The organism is Methylomonas sp. Uni0011, assembly GCF_056850255.1.
In genome coordinates this window covers 107,046-131,395 of record NZ_JBVVNO010000004.1, presented here as the reverse complement: position 1 = coordinate 131,395, position 24,350 = coordinate 107,046, and the positions used below count along the sequence as shown (strand labels likewise).

The 24,350-nt window shown below is 58.3% G+C and carries 16 protein-coding genes; 11 read left to right on the top strand and 5 right to left on the bottom strand.

Translation table 11 applies throughout. The features are described from left to right. Positions 1-15: 15 nt before the first annotated feature. From AC0IM9_RS07810 to hypF, 4 genes are read left to right on the top strand one after another with little or no spacing between them, the layout of a single operon-like run. Positions 16-1,224, top strand: coding sequence for an ATP-binding protein (locus tag AC0IM9_RS07810; RefSeq protein WP_482803620.1), 1,209 nt, complete (start codon positions 16-18; stop codon positions 1,222-1,224). Further along, positions 1,221-2,240, top strand: a complete 1,020-nt coding sequence (locus AC0IM9_RS07805) for a ParA family protein (RefSeq protein ID WP_482803619.1) — start codon at positions 1,221-1,223, stop codon at positions 2,238-2,240. The genes AC0IM9_RS07810 and AC0IM9_RS07805 overlap by 4 nt, the downstream gene beginning before the upstream one ends. 57 nt (positions 2,241-2,297) lie before the next feature. Then, positions 2,298-3,335 (top strand): hydrogenase expression/formation protein HypE, encoded by a 1,038-nt coding sequence (gene hypE, locus AC0IM9_RS07800; protein WP_482803618.1) that lies wholly within the window; start codon positions 2,298-2,300, stop codon positions 3,333-3,335. Next, positions 3,335-5,812: a carbamoyltransferase HypF gene (gene hypF / locus AC0IM9_RS07795; protein ID WP_482803617.1), complete on the top strand. Its 2,478-nt coding sequence runs from the start codon at positions 3,335-3,337 to the stop codon at positions 5,810-5,812. The genes hypE and hypF overlap by 1 nt, the downstream gene beginning before the upstream one ends. Here hypF and AC0IM9_RS07790 read toward each other — a convergent pair. Continuing rightward, positions 5,805-8,912 carry an efflux RND transporter permease subunit gene (locus AC0IM9_RS07790; protein ID WP_482803616.1) on the bottom strand — a complete coding sequence of 1,036 codons (3,108 nt, stop codon included), beginning with the start codon at positions 8,910-8,912 and terminating at the stop codon, positions 5,805-5,807. The two genes, hypF and AC0IM9_RS07790, sit on opposite strands and share 8 nt — an antisense overlap. A gap of 137 nt (positions 8,913-9,049) precedes the next feature. Between AC0IM9_RS07790 and AC0IM9_RS07785 the strand changes: the two genes are divergently transcribed. Continuing rightward, entirely contained in the window at positions 9,050-10,318 is a 1,269-nt protein-coding gene (locus tag AC0IM9_RS07785) for an HD-GYP domain-containing protein (RefSeq protein ID WP_482803615.1), read from the top strand. An 8-nt stretch (positions 10,319-10,326) separates the two neighbouring features. On the opposite strand, the gene AC0IM9_RS07780 is transcribed toward AC0IM9_RS07785, so the two are convergent. Continuing rightward, complete coding sequence (locus AC0IM9_RS07780; RefSeq protein ID WP_482803614.1) at positions 10,327-10,902, bottom strand: hypothetical protein; 576 nt, start codon at positions 10,900-10,902, stop codon at positions 10,327-10,329. A gap of 20 nt (positions 10,903-10,922) precedes the next feature. Then, positions 10,923-12,155, bottom strand: a complete 1,233-nt coding sequence (locus tag AC0IM9_RS07775) for a hypothetical protein (RefSeq protein WP_482803613.1) — start codon at positions 12,153-12,155, stop codon at positions 10,923-10,925. A gap of 311 nt (positions 12,156-12,466) precedes the next feature. On the opposite strand from AC0IM9_RS07775, the gene dnaB reads away from it, so the two are divergent. From dnaB to AC0IM9_RS07750, 5 genes are all read left to right on the top strand, one after another. Beyond that, positions 12,467-13,861: a replicative DNA helicase gene (dnaB, locus tag AC0IM9_RS07770; RefSeq protein ID WP_482803612.1), complete on the top strand. Its 1,395-nt coding sequence runs from the start codon at positions 12,467-12,469 to the stop codon at positions 13,859-13,861. Next, positions 13,858-14,970: an alanine racemase gene (gene alr / locus AC0IM9_RS07765; RefSeq protein ID WP_482803611.1), complete on the top strand. Its 1,113-nt coding sequence runs from the start codon at positions 13,858-13,860 to the stop codon at positions 14,968-14,970. The genes dnaB and alr overlap by 4 nt, the downstream gene beginning before the upstream one ends. A 173-nt stretch (positions 14,971-15,143) precedes the next feature. After that, positions 15,144-16,850, top strand: a complete 1,707-nt coding sequence (locus tag AC0IM9_RS07760) for a DUF885 domain-containing protein (protein ID WP_482803610.1) — start codon at positions 15,144-15,146, stop codon at positions 16,848-16,850. 239 nt (positions 16,851-17,089) lie between these two features. Continuing rightward, positions 17,090-18,268 carry a hypothetical protein gene (locus AC0IM9_RS07755; RefSeq protein WP_482803609.1) on the top strand — a complete coding sequence of 393 codons (1,179 nt, stop codon included), beginning with the start codon at positions 17,090-17,092 and terminating at the stop codon, positions 18,266-18,268. Positions 18,269-18,300: 32 nt separating this feature from the next. After that, positions 18,301-21,846 (top strand): hypothetical protein, encoded by a 3,546-nt coding sequence (locus AC0IM9_RS07750; protein WP_482803608.1) that lies wholly within the window; start codon positions 18,301-18,303, stop codon positions 21,844-21,846. A 102-nt stretch (positions 21,847-21,948) separates the two neighbouring features. Here AC0IM9_RS07750 and AC0IM9_RS07745 read toward each other — a convergent pair whose 3' ends face one another. Next, entirely contained in the window at positions 21,949-22,764 is an 816-nt protein-coding gene (locus AC0IM9_RS07745; protein WP_482803607.1) for a DUF2797 domain-containing protein, read from the bottom strand. Positions 22,765-22,835: 71 nt separating this feature from the next. Here AC0IM9_RS07745 and ppa point away from each other — a divergent pair, with 71 nt between their 5' ends. After that, the gene (gene ppa, locus AC0IM9_RS07740; RefSeq protein WP_140912521.1) at positions 22,836-23,381 is read left to right on the top strand and encodes an inorganic diphosphatase; all 546 of its coding nucleotides are present in this window, start codon (positions 22,836-22,838) and stop codon (positions 23,379-23,381) included. Positions 23,382-23,417: 36 nt separating this feature from the next. Here ppa and AC0IM9_RS07735 read toward each other — a convergent pair whose 3' ends face one another. Then, the gene (locus AC0IM9_RS07735; protein WP_482803606.1) at positions 23,418-24,275 is read right to left on the bottom strand and encodes a transglycosylase SLT domain-containing protein; all 858 of its coding nucleotides are present in this window, start codon (positions 24,273-24,275) and stop codon (positions 23,418-23,420) included. Positions 24,276-24,350 lie beyond the last annotated feature (75 nt).

The window sequence follows — 24,350 nt, the reverse complement described above, 5'->3', positions numbered from 1 at the left end:
TGTGTTTATCGAGCAATGAAACAATTTTCCGACCAAGAATTAGAAAGCCTATTGGACGACACAGAATCGGATCGCGTGGAACGAAAAGAAACGCTCAAAGGTGATGTCCCGAAAAAGGCTCGCCAAGCTATCTGCGCGTTTGCCAATGATTTACCGGGATACAACCAGCCGGGAGTATTGTTTATCGGCGCTAAAGATAACGGACAGCCTTCGGGAATAACTATCGACGATCAACTTTTGTTGTCGTTAGCCGACATGAAAACGGATGGCAACATCTTGCCTTTGCCGGTTCTATCGGTCGAGAAACGCACATTGAGGGGGGCTGAAATTGCGGTGGTCACCGTCATGCCGTCGGATATGCCCCCCGTCAAATACGATGGTCGTATCTGGATTCGCACCGGACCGCGCCGCTCAATTGCCAACGAACAAGAAGAACGGATACTCAACGAAAAACGGCGCTATAAAAATCTGCCGTTCGACATTTATCCCGTGCCCAGCGCCAAGCTTTCCGATTTATCGAAATCGATATTCGAAAACGAATTTTTGCCTTCGGCGTTTGCAGCCGATGTATTGGAAGCTAACGGCAGAACTTATGAAGAACGATTGGCGTCCTGCAAAATGGTCGTGTCGCCCGAAGACACGACGCCAACCGTGCTTGGGCTATTAGCACTCGGCAAGACACCGCAAGACTTTCTTCCTGGGGCCTTCATTCAATTCCTGCGCATCGACGGCACCGAATTGGCGGACCCCGTAATCGATGAGGAATCGATAGGCGGGGCATTGGTTGAAACGCTGCGCCGCTGCGAAGAAAAACTCAAAGCCCATAATCGCACCGCAATCGACATTACTGCCGGGCCGGTTCACAGCAAAGAAATGCCTTATCCGCCTGCCGCCCTTCAACAAATCCTCTATAACGCGGTTTTGCATCGTACATATGAGAGTACGAACGCGCCGGTGCGGGTTTACTGGTTCAATGATCGCATTGAAATCAACAGTCCCGGCGGGCCTTACGGTAACGTGACAACGGAAAACTTCGGCAAACCCGGCATTACCGATTACCGTAATCCGAATATTGCCGACGTACTAAAAACGTTTGGTTTTATCCAAGCTTTCGGACGCGGCATTGCGACTGCCAGAAGAGCAATGCTAAAGAATGGCAATCCACCTCCCGAGTTTGAAACTAACCAAAGCACCGTTTTGTGCACACTTAGAAGCAAACCATGACGACACCGGTCCTGACATTCTTTAATAACAAAGGCGGGGTGGGTAAAACTTCGCTGATCTATCATTTGGCCTGGACTTTTGCCAGTTTAAGAAAGCGTGTGGTCATCATCGATCTCGACCCGCAGTCAAATTTGACCGGTGCCTTTCTCGAAGAGGATGACATCGAATCGATTTGGGATAGTCAGAATGACGGTTCAACGATCTACCAGTGCGTTAAACCCCTAACGGACGTAGGCGACATTGCCGAGCCAATATTAAAAAGCATCTCAACCGACCTGTATTTGCTGCCCGGCGATGTCAATCTATCCGGATACGAAGACATTTTGTCGGCCGAATGGCCGAACAGCATGGGCGACAACAATCTATATCGGCCGATGCGGATACTTAGCTCGTTTTGGCAAGTGATGCAAATGGCGGCCGCCAAAGTGCAGGCCGATATGGTTTTGGTGGATATTGGCCCTAACTTGGGCGCGATCAACCGCTCCGTCTTGTTGGCGACGGATTACGTGGTGATTCCGCTCGGAGCGGACTTGTTTTCGTTACAAGGCCTGAAAAATTTAGGGCCGACACTGCGCACCTGGAAGAACCTTTGGCAAAAAAGACTGGATAATTGGAACAACAGTACCGATAAACTCAGACGCCCGGATTTTCAGTTGCCAAAAGGCAACATGCAGCCGATTGGTTATCTTTGTCAGCAACACGGCGTGAGATTGGAAAGGCCGGTAAAAGCTTACGATAAATGGGTGCAACGGATTCCCTTTGTGTATCGTGAATCCGTATTAAGTGAAACCCCGTCCGAAACACTGGGTAGCCAGGAAGAAGACCCCTACTGTCTCGCAACCATAAAGCATTACCGTAGTTTAATTCCCATGGCCCAAGAACATCGCAAACCTATATTCAATTTGACCTCTGCCGATGGTGCGATCGGCTCGCACGCCAACGCGGTACAGGAAGCGAAAAAAGATTTCACAAAATTGGCTAAACGAATTGCCGAACAAATGAGATTGACGTTGTAACTGTCAGGACTGCCGAAAAAGTCGATCTCCCGCTAAACAATTAGCAATTATTAACCCATGTCTTACCCCAACTCACTCAACCTCAAATCCGGCCAAATCGACCTCACCCACGGCGGCGGCGGCCGGGCTATGGCGCAATTGATCGAGCAAATGTTCATCAAGCATTTCGACAACGACTTGCTCAATCGCCGCAACGATCAGGCCTTGTTCAACGTACCGGCCGGACGCTTGGCGATCAGTACCGACGGTCATGTGATTTCGCCGTTGTTTTTTCCGGGCGGCGACATCGGCTCGCTGGCGGTGCACGGCACCTTGAACGACGTGGCGATGTCCGGCGCCAAACCGCTGTATCTGGCGGCCGCTTTTATTTTGGAGGAAGGCCTGCCGCTGGCCGACCTGGAGCGCATCGTCGCCAGCATGGCGGCGGCGGCGAATAAAGCCGGCGTGCCGATTGTGACCGGCGATACCAAGGTGGTCGAGCGGGGCAAGGCCGACGGCGTGTTCATTACCACCACCGGCGTCGGCTTGGTGCCGGACGGTGTCGAGATTTCCGGCGAGCGCGCAGCAGCGGGTTGCGCGGTGCTGCTGAGCGGTTCGATCGGCGACCACGGCGTGGCGATTATGGCCAGCCGCGAGAACTTGCAGTTCGAGACCAGGATCGTTTCCGACTCGGCGGCCTTGCACGGCATGGTGGCCGATCTGGTCGCCGCGGCGCCGAGCGCGATCCGCTGCCTGCGCGACCCGACCCGCGGCGGCCTAGCGGCGGTATTGAACGAGTTGGCCGGCCAGTCCGGGGTCGGCATCGTGATCGACGAAGCCCGGATTCCGGTCAAGGCCCAAGTCAAGGCGGCCTGCGAAATTCTCGGACTCGATCCATTATACGTCGCCAACGAAGGCAAACTGGTCTGCATCTGCGATGCCGATGCGGCCGAGACGCTGCTGGCGACGATGCGCCGGCATCCCTTGGGCAGAGACGCCGCCATCATCGGCGAAGTCGTCGCCGATCCGCACCGTTTCGTGCAAATGACCACGGCTTTCGGCGGCCGGCGCATCGTCGATTGGCCGGTAGGCGAGCAACTGCCGCGCATCTGCTGATGGCGGGCAAGGCCATCCGCGCCCGCGGTGTGGTGCAGGGCGTCGGCTTTCGGCCGGCGATGTGGCATTTGGCGAGGCGCTGCGGCCTGACCGGCGAGGTCTGGAACGACGGCGCAGGCGTGATGATTCATGCCTTCGGCAGCGCCGAGGCTTTGGAGCGGTTTATCGCCCGGATTCCGCGCGAACTGCCGCCGCTGGCGAGGTTGGACGCGCTGGAATGCCGGGATTTGAATCAAGCCGCGCCGGCCGAATTCCGCATCGTCGCCAGCCGGCCGGAGGGCATCGCCACGCCCATCGCCGCCGATGCCGCCACCTGCCCGGAGTGTCTGGCCGATATCGCCGACCCTGACAACCGCCGCTACCGTTACCCGTTTACCAATTGCACCCACTGCGGCCCGCGCCTGTCCATCGTCCGCGCCGTGCCTTACGACCGCGCCAACACCAGCATGGCGGCCTTTTCGATGTGCCCGGACTGCCAGCGCGAATACGACGATCCGGCCGACCGCCGCTTTCACGCCCAAGCCAACTGCTGCCCGGTTTGCGGGCCGAGCTTGTGGCTGGAAGCGGCCGAGGGCACAAGCGAACCCGGGCTCGGCGCCACCGGCAGCCAAACTAGGATGGTTCCGTTCGCCCCGAGCATTTCGAAGGCTGCAGGGGGGAATCCGCGGCCCCAAGTCAAGCCGCTGATGCTTCGACCAGCTCAGCAACAACGGCCTGACTCAAAGGCATTGGCGCCGGACGTGGGCAGCATGGACGATGTCATCCGGCAAACCGCCGAACTGCTCCGCCAAGGCCGCATCGTCGCCATCAAAGGCCTGGGCGGCTTTCATCTGGCCTGCGACGCAACTAATGCCGCGGCGGTGGACTCCCTACGCCAGCGCAAGCGCCGTTACGCCAAACCGTTCGCGTTGATGGCCCGCGATCTAGCCATGGTGCATCGTTTCGCCGCAGCCGACGCGGCCGAAATCCTTGCCTTGCAAGACAGGGCCGCGCCCATCGTGTTGCTGCGCGCCCGCGGCGAAGCGCTGGCCGGCGGCGTGGCGCCGGGCGACGCCAAACTCGGCTTCATGCTGCCTTACACGCCGTTGCATACGCTGCTGATGGCGGAATTGGACAACCCCATCGTGCTGACCTCCGGCAATGTCAGCGACGAGCCGCAATGCACCGATAACAACGATGCGCGGCAAAAGCTCGCCGGCATCGCCGACTTTTTTCTGCTGCATCAGCGCGACATCGTCAACCGGCTGGACGATTCGGTGGCGCGGCTGATGGACGGCGAGATCCGCCTGCTGCGGCGGGCGCGCGGTTATGCGCCGCAAGCTTTGCCGTTGCCGCCCGGTTTCGAATCGGCTGCTAACGTCATGGCGATGGGTGCCGAGCTGAAAAACAGCTTCTGCCTGCTCAGACCCCGCCAGGCCGTGGTCAGTCAGCATATCGGCGACCTGGAAAATGCCGCGGTACAGACCGATTACCGCCGCGCCATCGAGCTGTACCGGCAGTTGCACGGCTTCCGGCCGGAACGGGTTGCGATAGACCGCCACCCCGGTTATCTGTCCAGCCAATACGGCCAAAGCTTGGCGGCAGCGCAAGGCTTGCCCTGCTTGACCGTCCAACATCATCACGCCCATTTGGCCGCCTGCCTGGCCGAACACGGTGTGGCGCTGGACGCGCCGCCGGTCTTGGCGGCGATATTCGACGGGCTGGGCATGGGCGAGAACGGCGAACTGTGGGGCGGCGAATTTTTGCTGGGCGATTACCGCGGTTTTACCCGCTTGGGCCATTTTCAGCCGATTGCCTTGCCCGGCAGCAGCCAAGCCATGCGCGAGCCCTGGCGCAATGCTTATGCCCAGCTCCGGCATTATTTCGTTAGGGACGAACTGCTGGCGGAATTCGGCAATCTGCCGTTTTTCCAAGGTTTGGCGAACAAGCCGCTGGCGACATTGGATACGATGATGGCCAAAAATCTGAACGCGCCGTTTTGTAGCTCGGTCGGCCGCTGGTTCGACGCCTTCGCCGCCGTGCTGGACCTGCACACCGAGCGAGCCGATTACGAGGGCCAGGCGGCGATTGCCTTGGAAAACCTGGCGGCGTCGGCGTTCGCCGGCGAAACCGCCTATCCGCTGGCTTGGCAGGTGAGCCAAATGGAAGGAAAGCCGGTTTTGACTTGGCGCGGCTTGTGGCAGGCGGTGTTGCGCGATCTGGCCGGCGGCGGCGATAAGGCGGCGATTGCCGCCCGTATCCACCATAGCCTGATCGCGGCCAGCGTGGAAAGCTTATGCCGGCTTGGCCGGGAGACCGCGACAGACACGGTCGTATTGAGCGGCGGCGTATTTCAAAACCGGTTGTTGCTGGAAGGTGTGGCGGAAGACTTGCGCCGCCACGGCAAAACCGTGCTGCTGCCGCAGCGTTATCCGGCCAACGACGGCGGCTTGGCTTTGGGCCAGGCCGTGATCGCCGCCGCGGCCGGCATCAGTTAGCGGCGTTGCTGTCGGCCAGCTCGACGTGGAAGCGGCCGTAGCGCTGCAAGATTGCCGGCAACAGCAGCAGGTTCAGTGCCGTGGACGATGCCAGGCCGCCGATGATGATGGCCGCCATCGGCCCCATGATCTCGCGGCCGGGATTGTCGCTGCCGATCGCGATCGGCAACATCGCCAAGGCCGTGACCAGGGCCGTCATCAGGATCGCCGGCAGGCGTTCCTGAGCGCCGCGGATCAGCGTCGCGGTGGACCATTCCTGGCCTTCGAATTCGATCAGATGCCGGTAATGCGAAATCAGCATGATGCAGTTGCGCACGGTGATGCCGAACAAGGTGACGAAGCCGACAAACGAGCCGACCGACAAAGTGGCGTCGGTAACGACGACCGCGGCGACGCCGCCCAGCAGCGCAAACGGCAGATTCAATAAGGTCAGCAGCATATGGCGCAGGCTGCCCAAGGCGATAAACACGAAAATCAGTACGCCGGCGCCGGCCAACAAGGCATGAATCACCAAGGTTTGCCGGGCCTTGGCCTGTTCCAGCGCGGCGCCGATGAATTCCGGATAGCTGCCGTCGCGCCAGCTCAATTCGGTTTGTACCCGTTGCTTCAATTCGGCCATGAAGCCATCCATATCGCGGCCTGCCACCTTGCAGGTCACGGTCTGAATCCGCTGCGCGCCCTGGTGCAGGATGTTGTAGCGGCCCTCGCCGTGGCGGATGTCGGCCACTTCACCGAGCAAAACCCGCTGGCCTTCGCCGTTTTTCAAGGGCAATTGCCCCAGGTAATCCGGTTGGCTACGCCATTCCGGCGGCAGCGACACCGCGACGTTGAAGATGCGATTGCCCTGTAAGTTCTTGCCGACGATGCGGCCCTCGTAAGCGGTTTGCAATGCCGCCATGACTTGCGCCGGGCTGATGCCGCGGAATTTCAGGCGTTCCAGATCGAGTTGCACTTGCAGCAAACTGGTGGCCGGCGGCGAACGCAATTGCACGTCTTCGGCGCCGGGCAGGGTCTCGATCAGCGCGGCCAGTTGTTGGGCCTTGGCGTCCAGCTCCGCCAGATCGTTGCCGTAGATGTTGACCACCACCGGCGCGGTGTAACCGGAAATGGTTTCGTCCACGCGCTCGGTCAGGAAGGTGTTGGCCTCGTAATGGATGCCGGGGAAACTGTCCAGAATGGCGCGGATTTCGTCCAGCACCCGTTGCTGTTCTGCACCGGATAGGGGATGCAAACGCACTTCGTATTCGCTGTAATGGCTGCCGTAAGTGTCGGCGCCGCGTTCGGCGCGGCCGGCCCATTGCGATACCGATTCGACGCCGGCCACCGCCATCAGCCGTTCGCTCACCAGACTGCCGAGCCGGATCGATTCCGGCAACGAGGTGCCGGGTACGCTGGCGGTGTGGACGATGAAATGGCCTTCGCGCAGTTCCGGCAGAAATTTATGGTCCAGTTGCAGGAAGGCGGCGATGCCGACCAGGCAGGCTAGCGTCCCGGCCAGGGCCACGCCTTTGAAATGGCGGATCGCCCACAGCAACTGTCTGGCATATAGTGGTTTCAGCCAACGCAACAGCGGCGGATCGCTGTCGTCCGGTAGCTTGGATCTGAACAACAGATGGCATAGCGCCGGCGTCAGCGTCAGCGCCACCAACAGCGACATCAGAATCGCCAGGATATAGGACGCGCCGAGCGGCGCGAACAGCCGGCCGCTGACACCGTCCAGCGTCAACAGCGGCACGAACACCAGCGCCACGATGAAGCTGGCGTAGACTACCGAACTGCGCACTTCCAGCGAGGCTTGGTAGACCACGTGTTCGGTCGGGTCCGGAAAGATTTTCAGGCGGTTTTCCCGCAGGCGGCGGAAGATGTTCTCGGTATCGATGATGGCGTCGTCGACGACTTCGCCCAGCGCGATCGCCAGGCCGCCCAACACCATGATATTCAGATTCACGCCGCATTCCAGTAGTACCAGCGCGGCGCTGAGCAGCGACAGCGGAATCGCCGTGGCGGCGATGAAGGCGCTGCGTAAGTTGAACAAGAACAGGTAAAGCACCACCAGCACGAACAGACCGCCGAGCAACAGATGGCCGGACAGGTTATGCAGCGAGGTTTCGATGTAGTCCGCCGGGCGGAACAGATGCGGGTAAAACGCGATGTTTTGCTGTTGGAAGATCGGCTGGAAGTCCTGCAGTACCGATTCCACCTGGCGCGAGACCGACAGGGTATTGGCGCCGTATTGGCCGATCACCATCAGGACGATGCCCGGTTTGCCCATGATCTGGGCCGCGCCGATCGGCGGTTCCGCGCCGTAACGAATGTCGGCGACGTCGGCCAGAGTTACGTTCATGCCGTCCTGGCGTTTGACCACCAATTGCTTGAACTGCTCCGGATCGGCCGGTTGGCCGCTGATTTGCAAAGTAAAACGCTGGTTGGCGTTTTCGATGAAGCCGGCGCCGTTCATCTCCGCCGCCCCGGCCGCTGCGGCGACGATATCCTCGATGGCCAAGTTGAAGCGCTGTAGTGCCGCCGGTTGTAGTTGCACTTGCAATTGCTGGATGTCGCCGCCGAACACATTGACGTCGGCCACGCCGGGTACCGCCAGCAGCCGCGGCACCAGGCTCCAGTCCACTAAGCTGCGCAGTTCCATCAGCGATTTGCTCTCCGAGTTGACGCCTAGCGTCAACACCGTGGCCGACGACGACGACAGCGGTATCGCTACCGGCGTGCCGACGCCGGCCGGCAAGCGCTGGCCCAGGCTGTTCAGGCGTTCGCTGACCAGTTGCCGGTTGCGATAAACGTCGCTATGCTCGGAGAAGGTCGCCGTGATGATCGATAAACCCTGAATCGATTGCGAGCGCAGGGTTTGCAGGCCGATCAGGCCGCTGATCGAGTTTTCGATTTGCTGGGTGACCAGCACTTCCACTTGCTCGGTGGCCAGGCCGGGGGCTTCGGTTTGGATGATGACCTGTTTCGGCGCAAATTCCGGAAAAATGTCGAGGCCGGCGTTGGCGAAGCGGTAGCTGCCGTAAATGAACAGCAGCAGCGCCAGCGTGACGACGATGCCGGAATAACGAATCGAAAATCGGACCAGAAGAGCGAGCATGACGGTGGGCGAGATTAAACTAAGCCGGTTATTGTGCCTTGTCGGCCGGCCGCGGTCCATCGCCGCCGATAGGCTTTGCCGGCTCGGCCAAACTGCATTAACATCGCGTTTAACCTGAATCGGGGGAGTTTTCACTGATGGATAGCCAACGCATCGATCTACACAGTGCGATCATTTCATTGACCTGCGCGCTGGACTTGGTCGGTATCGACGAAGTCAAACACGGCAAGCGGGTGGCGATGATGGCGTGGCACATCGCCGGTAAATTGGCCTGGTCGGCGGAGGATAGGCTCGAGATTCTGCATGCCGGTATGTTGCACGATTGCGGGGTGGCCAAGATCCGCGAACATCGGCATCTGACCGAGTCGTTGGAATGGGACGGTGCCGAAGCCCATTGCGAGCGCGGCGAGGAATATCTGCGGGCCTGTCCGCCGCTCAGCCATCTGGCCGAAGAAATCCGCTATCACCACACCCGCTGGGAGAATCTGGTGCAATTGCCGCTGTCCGACAGAACCAGGCTGCGCGCCAATCTGCTGTTTCTGGCGGACCGGATCGACGTGCTGCAAGCGCCTTATCTGGCCAGCGAGCAAATTCTGATTGCGGCGCCGAAGATCGTCGGGCGCCTGCAAAGTTATTCCGGCACGCTGTTCTGTCCGGCGTTGGTGGACGCTTTTGCCGATCTGGCGCAAAGCCAGGCGTTTTGGCTGGCAATGGACCCGGATTATCTGGACGAGGATTTACGCAATCTGGGCGACCATTTGCCGATGGTGTGGTTGCCCTATCCCGATTTGCGCGAGGTTGCCCGGTTGTTCTCGCGGGTGGTCGATGCGAAGAGCCCTTACACCGAATTGCATTCCGAGCGGGTGGCGCAAATTGCCCGCCGGCTGGCGCGATCCTTCGGTATCGACGGCGCCGACCTGGAGCAAGTCGAAATCGCCGGCTTGTTGCACGACATCGGCAAGTTGCGGGTGTCTGAAGACATTATCGACAAACCCGGCAGTTTGACCCCGGAGGAGCGGGCCTGCATGCAGCGCCACAGCTATGACACCTACCGAATTCTGCAGCGGGTGTTCGTCGACTCGAAGATTCCGGAGTGGGCCGGACTGCACCACGAAAATCTGCGCGGCGAAGGTTATCCGTTCAAAACCGCGGCAACGGCGTTGCCGCTGGAGTGCAGGATTATCAGCGTCGCCGATATTTTTCAGGCCTTGGCCCAGTCGCGTCCGTATCGGACCGGCATGCCGTTAGCCGAGATTTTGACTTACCTGGAACACCGGGTTAGCGACGGCGTGCTGGACCCCGGTGTGGTCGAGAAACTGAAAGCCGATGCCGCAGACTACTACGAGTTGGCCCAGGGCGATTGGCCGCTGAATCACGCGGATATCCAGCGGCCAACGGCCGATTGAACGAGGTATCACGCCTTTAGCGTTAAATACCGGCGTCGATTCGCGCCCCAAACAGCCGATGCCGCGCCGAATAACCAAGCGCCGCCAGGCAGAGGAACCGCGTTAACAGTTACCGTAGCACTTGCCGTCAATAATTCGCCGTTAGCGAGGGTGTCGAGGTCGGGATCGAATAACGGATCCGCCGGGCTTCGGGAAAATAAATCGTAACTCAGCACAAGCCGGCCAAAAATCGAGCCGGGACTCGCGTCGGTAGCGATTGTAAAGCTGCCGATTCCAGATTTCGTCGCGGCATCGAATGACTGAGCCCAGACAGTGCTGCCGCCGAATCCGGAGCCGACGACAAAAAAGTTATCTGGGGCGCTGATAAAGTCGGTAAATTCGCCGGAGTGGGCTGAGGTTTGAAATTCAGCGCCGGTTACCACCAGGTAATTTTGGGTGTTGACGAGTACGAAGCCCCAGCCAACGGTATCACCGGCTTTGCCAACGATTGAACCGTTTGCCGGTTCCAGTTGCAATGACGTAGCGGCGAGCGTCGGATTAAAACAACATACCATCCACAAAAGTACAAAAATTAGTTTGCGCATATCAATGATCCTCTTGTCGGTTACCGAAATTGATTGTTGAAGGTTTTGCTGCCGGACACAGCGCCGCCGTTGCTGCTAAACGTTATCGTTGCACTGAAACGGGCGTTGTTCGGGCAATTGCTGAAATTGAGGCCGACATTGCCGGTTCCTTGGCTGTGATCCGGGATATCGCCTAATACCAATGGAAATGCAGACGGTGTGGTAATGATCGGCACGCAGCGGGCGCCGAAGCTTTGCGAAAGCTCTACTTTATCGATCTGTGCGCTCTCGGCGAGGCAATGACTTTGGTTATTCAGGTTGATTGTCCAATTCCGGGCATTTTTGAGGCCGGATTTTTGCGCGATCTTTGCGGCAAGTTTCGGTAAGGTTGCTTCGCAGGATAGGCCCGGATTTTCTTCGAAGCGATTGGTAAAGTCGGTATTGGCGTAATCTCTTATCACTAAGTTATCGGTAATTCCTTTGACGGCATTGTAATGGTGATCCCAGTCACAACAGTTTGGCGTGGCGCCCAAGAAAAGGAAGGGATCGATGGCGTTGGGCAGATTCCAGGCTGCTTGAGTGGCGCCTTTTACTTCGCCGTTTACGTAAATCCGGGCTGTATCGGCAGTATTGTCGATCCCGGATTTGTCCCACACGAAACCGAAATGCATCAGCGTACCGTTGCTGAACGCCAGTTCTCCACCCGGTGCAGCCGAGAAATCGGGCGTGTATATGCATGTTGCGCGGTCGTATTTGCCCATGCAAAAGAAAAAGCGCTTGCCGAACGAGCCGTAATCCCAACCGTTCCAGCCAGCGGTGAGTACGCCGTCGGTTTGCCAGTTTTGATCGGGATAATGATTCATCACCTTACTTCTGGTATCGAAAAAATAGGCGTGATTGAACGTATCCGCGCCGTATTTGAATTCAAACCAGAACTCAATGCTGCCGCGAGCCGGGGACAATCCGGTTTGCGACAGATCGGTAACAAAAAAGTTAGCACCATCGTTACACCAGCCCTCGCAGGTATCATGATTGACGTATAAACCGTCGCCGAACACGCCTGGAGCGAGCTGGGCCTGGTCCCAATCGCCGATTAGATAATGTAACTGTTGAAAACCGGGACCGATTTCGCTGGTGGCAATTTCAGTCGCCGAGCCTAGCTTGTTCCACAACACCACGTTGCCGGTTTCGGCTTGAGTGGCAGTTGCCGGCAGGCAGGCTAAAACTGCGGCGGTAATGGTGAAAAAACACGTTATAGGTTTAATTCCGTGCATACAAACCTCCTGTAGGGCTTGGAGTAATGCGATGGATCAGTGCGCCGCTACAGCTTGGCGCACGAGTCGGCGGATATTGGAATTATTGTGAAGGGATCGGTATTAAGCGGAGTGTCATGGTCGGCAATCCGCCGATGAAGGCCATGTCGACACCCAATATTTATATTACGGAAAGTATGGTAATTCAATGGCCTTCGGCTAGCAAATTAAATACGCTGCTTGATTGTTGGCTACTGATCTTTTGCTGCCGGCAATATCGTTAAGCAATAGCCGAGTATAATTCCCTTTCAGTTTTGTAAACCCTTCCCGCTATGTCCGAAGACCACTATTTCCTGCCCGATCAAACCGTAGAATCTCTGAAAGTTCCGCCGCATTCGATTCAAGCCGAGCAATCGGTGTTGGGCGGTTTATTGCTGGATAACCAGACCTGGGATTCCGTCGCCGACAAAGTCGGCGAGAACGATTTCTATCGCCGCGACCACCGCTTGATTTTCCGCGCGATCGCCGAATTGGCCGAGCGGCAGGACCCGTTCGACGTGGTGACCATCTCCGAGGTGCTGGAAACCACCGGCGAGTTGCAGGATGTCGGCGGCCTGGCTTATCTGAGTATGCTGGCGCGGGACACGCCTAGCGCGGCCAACATCGTCGCCTATGCCAACATCGTCCGCGACCGTTCGGTGTTGCGGCAACTGATCCACATTGGCACCGAAATTTCCGATTCGGCCTTCAGTACCGAAGGTCGGGAAACCGCCGAATTGCTGGAAAACGCCGAGCGCAAGGTGTTCGAAATCGCCGAACAGCGCCAGAAGGGGCAGGGTGGTTTCAATTCGATCAAATCCCTGCTGGCCAAGGCGGTCGACAAAATCGAAACCCTATACGAATTGGACGGGGACATCACCGGCGCCAGTACCGGCTTCACCGATCTGGACGAGAAAACCTCCGGCTTGCAACCGTCCGATTTGATCATCGTCGCCGGCCGGCCGTCGATGGGTAAGACCACGATCGCGATGAACATGGCCGAAAACGTCGCGCTCAAAAGCGGGATGCCGGTAGCCGTGTTCAGTATGGAGATGCCGGGCGAGGCGCTGGCGATGCGGATGATGTCGTCGCTGGGCCGGATCGACCAGCACAAGGTCCGCACCGGCAAATTGGACGACGATGATTGGCCGCGATTGACCTCGGCGATCAATTTGCTGGCCGAGACCAAAATGTTCATCGACGACACCCCGGCATTGACGCCGACCGAGGTGCGCTCCCGCGCCCGCCGTCTGACCCGCGAACACGGCCAGCTGGGCTTGATCGTGCTGGATTACTTACAGCTGATGCAGTCGCCGTCCAGCGGCGATAACCGGGTACAACAGATTTCCGATATCTCGCGCGGCTTGAAGGCGCTGGCCAAGGAACTCAACGTGCCGGTGATCGCCCTGTCCCAGCTCAACCGCAACCTGGAACAGCGCCCCAACAAACGGCCGGTGATGTCGGATTTACGGGAGTCCGGTGCGATCGAGCAGGACGCCGACTTGATCATTTTCGTTTACCGCGATGAGGTCTACCACGAAGACAGTCCGGACAAAGGCATCGCCGAAGTCATCATCGGCAAGCAGCGGAACGGCCCCTTGGGCACGGTGCGGCTGACTTTCCTGGGCCAATACACCCGCTTCGAAAATTTTGCCGGGGTATACAACGGCCCCGAGGATTACGAATGATCCCGCCGGCTTACGTACGTCTGGATCTGGATGCGGTGCGCCACAACCTGGAACAGGTCAAACGCTACGCGCCGGACAACAAAATCATGGCGGTGATCAAAGCCAACGCATACGGCCACGGCATGGACCGGGTCGCGGCGGCGCTGGCACGGGCCGACGGCTTTGCCGTCGCCAGGGTGGACGAGGGCGCCCGCTTGCGCCAGGCCGGCTTCGAACAGCCGATTACCGTGTTGCAAGGCTTTGTCTGCGCCGACGAATTGCAGCAGTTATTGAAATACCGGCTGGCGGCGGTGATCCATGCGCCGCAACAAATCGCCATTCTGCAACAGCAACCGGCCGCCGCCGCCAAGCTGGCGGTATGGCTGAAGCTGGATACCGGTATGAACCGGCTCGGTTTCAAGGCCAACGATTTCGGCGCCGCCTATCAGGCTTTGCTAGCCTGTGCGGCGGTCGAACAGCCGATTAATCTGATCACCCATTTCGCCAATGCCGATGATTTATTGGACGACAAAACCCGGCGCCAGATCGATTTGTTCAACGACGCCGTCAAAGATTATCCCGGCCAGCGCAGCATCGCCAATTCGGCCGGCATCATCGGCTGGCCCAGCGTCCGCCTCGGCTCGGTTCAGGACCGGGCCAGCGATTGGGTCAGGCCGGGCTTGATGCTGTACGGCTGCTCGCCGTTCGCCGGCAAAACCGGCGCCGATTTCGGCTTGAAGCCGGTCATGAGCCTGCATTCGCGGCTGATCGCAGTCAAAGACATTGCCGCCGGCGAAAGCGTCGGTTACAGCGGCACCTGGACTTGCCGCAGCGCCACCCGCCTGGGCGTGGCGTCCATCGGCTACGGCGACGGCTATCACCGCGCCACCCGCAGCGGCGCCCCGGTGTTGGTCAACGGCCGGCGGGTACCGCTGGTGGGCCGGGTTTCGATGGACATGATTACCGTCAACTTGAACGAGCTGCCCGACGCCCGGCCCGGCGACCCGGTCACGCTATGGGGCGAGGGCTTGCCGGTCGAAGAAATCGCCCACCACGCCGACACGATACCCTACACCTTGCTCTGCGGGATTACGCAGCGGGTGCAGGTGATGTCAGGCGAAGGCAGCTGAGTTTTTGGTTTGATTTGGGATGGCTTGAGGCTGAGGATAACGCCAGCAAGCTGTTAGGAAAGGATCGATCGTGCCCGCAGCGCCGTTTGTTGGTTGCCGCAGGGATGGCTGTCGTTGATTCGGTAACCCGGTTATCATCCCGTTCTATTTGATTGTTTTATGTGGGAGGCACGATGACTGAGTCTAACCGTTGCAGCCGGACCGGATCGTTTTGGCTAAGTTGCTGGCTGATGCTGTTTACGCCTCTTTCTATTGCAGATAGCAAACCACCCGCCTGGCCAACCTTCGTCGAAGAATTCATCGCCGGCTATTTCGAACAACAGCCCACCTTCGCCGCCGAGGCCGGCCGGCACGAGTTCGACGGCCGTTTGCCGGACTGGAGCCCGGCAGGTTTACGCCGCACCGAACGCTGGCTGGAAGCGCAGCGATTGCAGGCGCTGGCGTATCCGGACCAGGCGCTGACGCCGGCGCAACGTTTCGAGCGCGATTATTTGCTGGCGACCGTCACCAAGGAATTGTTCTGGCGCCAAGTCGCCCGGCGGCCGATCAAGAGCCCGCAGTTTTATGCCGGCGCGCTGGACCCGAACCTTTACATCAGCCGGCCCTATGCGCCGTTGCCAGAGCGGATGCGGGCCTTCATCGCCTATGCCGGCAACGTGCCGCGCGCCGCGGCGCAGATTCGCGCCAATCTGGAATTGCCGCTACCGCGCACTTATATTGATATCGGCAAGACCGTGTTCGGCGGCCTGGCCAAGTTTTACGAAGCCGAGGCCAAGGCGGCGTTTGCCGGCGTCGCCGACCCAACGCTGCAACGCGAATTCGCCGAACAGGTCGGGCCGGCGGCGCAGGCGCTGCGCGAGTTGGTGGCTTGGCTGGAGCAGCAAAGGCCGACGGCGACCGAGGATTTCGCATTGGGTCTGGAAAAATTCAGCCGAATGCTGGCCGACACCGAAGCCGTCGAGATACCGCTAACGAAACTGGAGCAGATGGGCCGCGCCGATTTGCAGCGCAATCAGAAAGCATTGGCCCAAGCCTGCCGCCGCTTCGCACCCTCATCGACCACGGCCGAGTGCGTGGCGCAGGCCGAGGCGCATAAACCTGAGGCCGGTCCGGTAGCTGCCGCCACCGAGCAACTCAAACACTTGAAAGCCTTCGTCGCCGAGCGGCAATTGCTGACGATTCCGAGTGACGACGAAGCAACCGTCGCGCCGTCGCCGCCTTATGCCCGCTGGAATTTGGCTTACATCGATATTCCGGGGCCTTACGAGCACGGCTTGCCGTCGGTGTATTACGTGGCGCCGCCCGACCCGGCCTGGACTGCGGCCGAGCAAGCGGCCTATCTACCCGGCCAGGCCAATTTGCTGTTCGTATCGGCGCACGAAGTCTGGCCCGGCCATTTTCTGCAGTTTTTACACGCCCACCGGGCCGGCTCCAAGTTTGCGCAGTTGTTCGGCAGTTATGCCTTTTCCGAGGGCTGGGCGCATTACGCCGAGGAATTGGTCTGGGAGGCCGGCCTGAATAATGGCGATCCTGAAACCCACATCGGCCAGTTGGTGAATGCCTTGCTGCGCGACGTGCGTTTTCTGGCGGCGTTGGGTTTGCACACCCAGGGCTGGCGCGTGGAACAGGCCGAGCAAATGTTTCGGGAGCAAGCGTTTCGCGACCCAGGCAACGCCCGCCAGCAGGCCGCGCGCGGCACTTTCGATCCAGCCTATCTGAATTACACCTTGGGTAAATTGCTGATTCGGCAATTACGCGACAACTGGTGTGCCCAGCGCGGCGGCCGCGCCGCCTGGCGCGAATTTCACGACGCGTTTTTAAGCTATGGCTCGCCGCCAATTCCGTTGGTCAGCAAGGCAATGTTGGCCGGACGGGACTGAGCGGTTGGCCGTTGAATTGGCGATTTATCAGGAGTTTTTCGATCAAAAGCGTTGTAGGGCGGTTTCGCGACAGCAAACCGCCGCAGGACTTAAGGTGATAACACAATCTTTTGCACTAGTTACCAGCGACTTTTTTGGAGAGTCCAATTTTATTTTAAGACAGAATTGTTTTAAAACATTTTTATTTTAAAACAATTCTGTCTTAAAATCATGTCTCTTGATAACCACAGGGGCGGGCGATGGACTACACCAGCAAATCTTACGGTCGAAACGATGACGTCGCGGCCATCTATAAACTGATCGATGCTGGCATCGATATTTCAATGCCGGGGCCGCGCCGTTTGGGCAAAACCTTCGTGCTGGAGCGTTTGGTCGAAGCGGGACACGCGCATGGCTGGGAAGCCATCAAGGTAGAAGTCGCCGGCTGCAAGGACACCCGGGGATTCTTTCGCCAGCTATGCGACCAGATTGGCAAGCATAGATCGCGTGGAAACAATATCGTTGCCTGGCTTAGCCAACGGCTAGGACAAGCAATCGACCCGCGCACCGACACCAACGGTGCTTGGTATCAGTCCTTCACCACGCTCGATCACGAGACCTATTTCGAGCGCTTGATCAAAGCCTTGCATGAGGACCCGAATCGACGCTGGTTGCTGCTGATCGATGAGCTTCCAATCTTCCTTAAAGCTCTGCACGACCAAGGCCCGCAAGGCATCGAGGCGGCAAGAACGTTCATGAACCACACCAGCCGCCTTCGAGTCGACTTTCCAAAAGTGCGTTGGTTGATCACCGGCTCGATCGGCCTGGAACCTCTGGCGCAAGCGGGCAACTACATGGGTGTTTTGGCCAAGTTCCAGACCTATGGCCTGACGACGCTGAGTGAAATTCAAGCGCGCGATTTTGTCATCGACCTGGCGCAAACGGGCCGGCTGGTGGATCGGCAACTGATTACCGTCGCGGAGGCGGACGCGATAGTTCAGGCCGTAGGTTGGCGCTCAGCCTACTATCTGGAGGCCCTGGCCAAGAAGCTTGCCGGCACGCCCACTGAAAACGCCCAGGATGCCACTGCTTTGATAGAAGCAGCCATGGCGCGCCTATTGCAGCCCAACGAACTGGCGACTTTCGGAGTATGGGAAGAGCATCTAAGAAAGCATTACCCGGATACTGATCGTGCTATCGCCATCGCCGTACTTAACTCACTGGCACCGCATCCACAGGGGCTCGATATTGATAGGGTGCTTGCGGCGGTCAACCAGCCCAGCTTCACGCGGGAGTCGCTACGCAGACTGCTGATGCGCCTGGATGCGGAAGGCTTTATCACGATTGATGACTGGGGCGCGGACACGCCCGTTGCGGCGTTTAGAAATGTACTGCTGCGCCGCTGGTGGACCAGCTTTCCGCCGCAAGCAAATGCCTAGACTAAACCCTTCATTTTCATAGACGCCACACCATGGACTTCACTCACTTCAACCCTCAGTCCCAGAAAGAAGAAGACTTTCTGGCGAACTTTGTCGCCCGGCGCGGCGTGCTGGATTTCTTTCTGCGCCAGCTTCGCCTGCTTGAGCCAAGCCGCCCCGCCACCCATCACCTCATCGTCGCGCCGCGCGGTTACGGAAAAACCAGTCTGCTGCGCCGAATTGCCATTGCCATCAGAACGGAACCAGACCTCAGCAGTCGGTTGATCGCCTTATCGTTTCGCGAAGAGCAACATAATGTCATCAGCCTGGACGTGTTCTGGCGCAATTGCCTGCAATCGCTGCTTGAAGTTCGCGAGGACGAAAAGGCAGAGGACGAAGAAATTGAAGCGCTGGACGCGGCATGGGAACGGCATTTACCACGCCAAGCCTTGAAGCGTGATGATCAGGACGGAGAACCGGCAAAGCAGGCGTTCAACAAGCATTGTGAACGCCTGGACAGACGGCCGCTGCTGCTGATCGACAATCTGGATTCGCTATTGGCAGGCCTGCCGGAGAACCATCAGTGGTCGTTGCGAAACGATTTGCAGAGCGCTGGCGGCCCGATCCTGATTGCTGCCGCATCGCGTTATCCGGAATCGACACACGATCACCAGGCGGCGTTCTACGATTTTTTCAGAATCCAGACCCTCGATAAACTGGATGACAAAGAAGTCATGCACTGCCTGCGCGTGCGCGCCGAGAACCGGGGCGAGGCGGGCAAGAAGGTGTTGGACCTGATTGCAGACAATCCGGGTCGAGTGGCGGCACTCAACACCTTGGCCGGGGGCAACCCGCGCACGCTGGGCGTGCTTTACAGCGTGCTGGAATCGCACGCCAGTGCCGATGTCCTGTCGCAACTGAGCGCCATGCTCGATACCTTCACCGGCTGGTATCAGGCGCGCACGGAAGAGCTGCCGATTCAGAGCCGGGCCGTATTCGATGCCCTGGCCTTGAATTGGGACCCGATGACCTCGGCCATGCTGGGCGAGGCGACCGGTCTCGACACCACAGTTGTGAGCAGCCAGCTTTCGCGGCTGGAAAAAGCCGGATACGTCGAAACTGTTTCGCTCAGCGGACGGAAGAAGGGGCGCAACGGCTATCAAGTAAGCGAACGCTTCTTCAATATCTGGTACCTGATGCGTAACGGCCCGCGCCGCGCACGCCAAAGCATCAAGTTTCTGGCGGTGTTCCTGCAAACCTGCTTCAGCCCAAGGGAGCGCCATTCCATTGCTCGCGCGGTGCTGCAAGACGGGCACGCTGACCCGGGCTACACCTTGGCCTTAGCGAGCGGCATGCGCCAAAGTCACTTAAGAAATCAATTGATAGCACATGCCGACCTGCAGTGCCGGCGTCTTGGCAGTGTCGAGGAATATGATGCAGCGATTCAGGATTTACGCAGCATCGATGCCGACAGGAAAATCGCTCCTGAAACAGAACAAGCCACTTCACCTGCTGAGTCTATTGAGGAGCTAGACCGCACAATAGCGCGATTGAGCGGTTCCAGTAAACTTGCGTCGCGCCTCGAATTGGCCCGGGCACTGTTCAACAAGGGCGTCAGGTTGGGCGAGATTGGGAAATTGGAGGACGAGATCGAGGTCTACGACAATCTCGTCGAACGCTTCGGCAAGGCGACAGAAGTGGAGTTGCGCGAGCCAGTCGCCATGGCGCTTTTTAACAAGGGCATCATTTTGGGAGAGCTCGGGAAATCGGAGGACGAGATCAAGGTCTACGACGATGTCGTCGAACGCTTCGGTGAGGCCTCAGAAGCCGTGTTGCTCGAGCTAGTCGCTAAGGTGCTGGTCAACAAGGGAATCAGGTTGGGCCAGCTTGGAAAATCGGAGGGCGCAATCAAAGTCTACGACGATGTCTTCGAACACTTTAGCGCGGCCACGGAAGTGGTGTTGCTTGAGCAAGTCGCTAAGGCACTGGTCAACAAGGGCGTCACTTTGGGTGAGTGTGGGAAATCGGAGAACGCAATCAAGATCTACGACGATGTTGTCGAACGCTTTGGCGCGGCCTCGGACACGGCGTTACGCGAGCAGGTCGCTTGGGCACTGGTCAACAAGGGCATCACTTTGGGTGAGTGTGGGAAATCGGAGAACGCAATCAAGATCTACGACGATGTTGTCGAACGCTTTGGCGAGGCGACGGAAGTGGTGTTGCTTGAACCAGTCAGCACAGCGCTTTTCATCAAGGGCGTCACTTTGGGCGAGCTAGGAAAACCTGAGGACGAGATCAAGGTCTACGACGATCTCGTCGAGCGCTTCGGCGCGGCTACAGAAGCGGCGTTCTACCAGCCAGTCGCCCAGGCGCTGGTCAACAAGGGCATCAGGTTGAGTGAACTTGGGCAAGCGGAGGAAGCAATCAAGGTTTACGACGGTGTCGTAGAACGCTTTGGCGAGGTCACGGAAACGGCGTTGCGCGAGCCAGTCGCCTGGGCACTGGCCAACAAGGGCTTCAGTTTGGGCCAGCTTGGGAAATTGGAGGAAGAGATCAAGGTCTACGACAAGGTCGTCGAACGTTTTGGTGCGGCGACCGAAGTGGCGTTGCGTGAGCCAGTCGCCAAGGCACTGGTCAATAAAGGCTTCAGGTTGGGCCAGCTTGGGAAATTGGAGGAGGCAATCAAGGTCTGCGACGATCTCGTCGAACGCTTTGGTGCGACCATGGAAGTGACGTTGCTTGAGCAAATCGCCTGGGCACTGGTCAACAAGGGCATCAGGTTGGGTGAACTTGGGAAAATGGGGGAGGCAATCAAGGTTTACGACGATGTCGTCGAACGCTTTGGTGCGACCATGGAAGTGACGCTGCTTGAGCAAGTCGTCTGGGCGCTGGTCAACAAGGGCAGCAGGTTGGGTCAGCTTGGGCAAGCAGAGGACGCAATCAAGGTCTACGACGATGTCGTCGAACGCTTTGGCTCGGCCACGGAAGCGGCGTTGCTTGAGCCAGTCGCCGTGGTGCTAAACAGCTTGGGCAATTTGTTTTTAGACAAGCAAGGCGCGCCGACTAAGGCGCTGCAGGCTTTTGAAGATGGTTTGGCTAAAACCCCCTCACCAGAAAGCAGGCAAATGCTGCATGCGAACTATGCGTACGCGCTGGCGTTGCACACAGAGAATATACCGATGGCGCTCGCGCAGGTGGGCCATGCGCTGGCGTATGAAAACGGCATTTCACTGTCCGGGCGGGATCTATTGCAGGCGTTGAACACTTTGGGTGAGCCGCAACTAACGCGCTGGCAAAGTATGTTCGATCATATAGGTGCGGCAGTGGAACGGGAGGATGAATTGCTTTGGACAGACTACCTCGACGATTTGCAGAGACTGCTCTGGTATGTCGTCGTTCACGGTCAGGGGAAAGCATTACGCCATACTATGGAAGCCAGGCAATATCCAATGAAATTCGCCCCGCTATATCACGCATTGGTTGCCGCGATTGACGGTGAGGATCATTTGTTGAAAATCAATCCGGAAACCCGCCAAGCGGCGATGCGGATTTATGAAGGACTTGCCCGGCGATTGAAGCTTTACCCGAGGCCAACGTAAGCGGCATGCTGTTTCCACGATGGAGTGATGAAGTCAATGGGATAAGCGAGTAGCGTCGATGGAATCGAGGCTACAAAGTCTGGCGCCCGTCTATACCGAGCGTCAAACTTCGGCTTCGATTTCGTAGCCAGCGTATTTGCGGATGTTGATTACGCCGCTGTCAAAAATCAGGTATTGGCCTTTGATGCCGAGCAAGGTGCCGGAGACGGTCGGGTCTTTGTCGATGTTGAAGGATTTGACCTTGGTCGGATATTCCAGCACCGGATAATTCAGTTGCAGCGCTGCGGCATCGCTGAGCAAGGTTGGCGGGTGTCCCGGGATGCGCTCGGTTATCGAAGCCAGTGCGGACTGGCACTTGCCAAGCAGCTCGTCGCGCAAGGCCGGCAGGTCGAGTTCGACGGTGTTGTTTTTCAGCATTTGCTGCCAACTGGTCTTGTCGCTGACGTGAGTCGCCAGCGCGACTTCGATCAGGCCGGACAAGTGGCGGGAGGCGACTTCGAATACCGGGATGGCTTGCACGGCGCCCTGGTCGATCCAGCGAGTCGGGATTTGCGAGCGGCGGGTGATGCCGACTTTGATGCCGGACGAGTTGGCCAGATAGACGATATGCGGTTGAAAGCAAAATTCCTCGCCCCAACTCGGTTCGCGGCAAGTGCCGGCGGCGTAGTGACAGGTTTCCGGCTTCATGATGCACATGTCGCATTGCGCCAGTTTGATGAAGCAGGGGTAGCAATAGCCTTGGTTGAAGCTTTTGTTGGTCTTTTTCGCGCAATGCACGCAAAAGATTTTGCCGGTGTGGCGCAGCGTCAACGGCTTGCCCAGCAGCGGATTTAACGGGAGTTGTTGCTCGCCCACCGGCAAGCTGTATTGCACCGGGCTGGCCAGTTCGCTGCGCATTTTTTCCAGACTGCCTATCACTCGATTAATCCTGTTTCAGCGGTAACGGCGGCTATAATGACAGCGTTTCCAGCTTACTCAAAGAGGATTTGATGTCATTCATGCAAGTGGCCGCGGGCGGCAATATTCCTTACGAAATTAACGTCGTCGTCGAAATTCCGGCGTTCAGCGATCCGGTCAAATACGAAGTGGACAAACACACCGGCGCCTTGACGGTAGACCGTTTCATGGGCACGGCGATGCAGTATCCGTGCAATTACGGTTACATCCCGCAGACTTTATCCGAGGACGGCGACCCGGTGGACGTGATGATCATTACCCCGGCGCCGTTGTTGAGCGGCTGCGTGATCAACTGCCGTCCGGTCGGTATTTTGAAGATGATAGACGAGGCCGGCCCGGACCCGAAATTGCTGGCGGTACCGATGCCGCGTCTGACGCCATTTTACAACCACGTCACCGACTACCGCGATTTACAGCCGGACAAGCTGGCCAAAATCACCCATTTCTTCCAGCATTACAAAGATTTGGAAGAAGGCAAATGGGTCAGTGTGGAAGGTTGGGGCGGGGTGGAAGATGCTAGGCAGGAGATCATGGCCAGCGTGGCCCGCTATAAACAGTCGCATAGCAGCCGCGGCTGAGCGGCCGCTCCGGCAACCATCGCGCAGATTGCCGGGCTAGGTTTTTTGTTCGATGGTGAGCTTGGTTTGCAGTTGTTCCGGCGGTACTGGGTGAGTCGGTTTCTGGTAGGAGGCCAGAATATGCTTCACGTAATTGCGGGTTTCCTGGTACGGCGGGATGCCCTGGTAACGCTCGACGGCGCCTTCGCCTGCGTTGTAGGCGGCCAGGACCAGATCGACCTTGCCTTCGAAATGGCGCAACAGCCAGTGCAGATAAGCCGTGCCGCCCTTGATGTTTTGAATCGGATTGAAGCTGTCTTTGACGCCGAAACGTTCGGCGGTGGCCGGAATCAGTTGCATCAGGCCTTGGGCGTTTTTATTGGATAAGGCGCTGGGGTTGAAGGCCGATTCGGCTTGAATCACCGCCATGACCAAGGCCGGATCGATGCTGTAGACCGGGGCGATTTGCTTGACCCAGCTTTCCACCAGCTCGCGGTTCGGATTCGGCGCCGCAACCAGTTTGATCTCGGGTGCTACCGGCGGCGGTTGGCAGGCCGGATCGTTGGTCGGGATCCCATCGCCGAAACGGGTCAGCATCTTTTTGGCATGGGTGTCGCCGCGGTCGGCGGCCTGTTTGAACCAGTGGCTGGCCAGCGGCAGGCTGCGGGCGACGCCGCGGCCGTTGAAGTACATGAAGCCGATGCTGTAAGCCGACTCGGCGTCGCCTTGCAGCGCCGCTTGGCAGTACATGTCGAAGGCTTGGCGGTAGTCTTGTTTGACGAGGCGGCCGTGTTCGAAATCGGCTGCGGTTTGGCGGATTTGGGCCAGATTGACGGGGTTTGCCTGGTCGGCGCCGGCTGGGGCGTTAGCTAGAACCAACAAGAGTGCCGTTAGGGCGTGGCGTTTCAAGTTCATAAAAATCTCGTTCTGTATTGCTGTGACAAGGCTTTGTGCAAGCCCGGCCGGAAAAGGATGAAACGTCATCCTCCA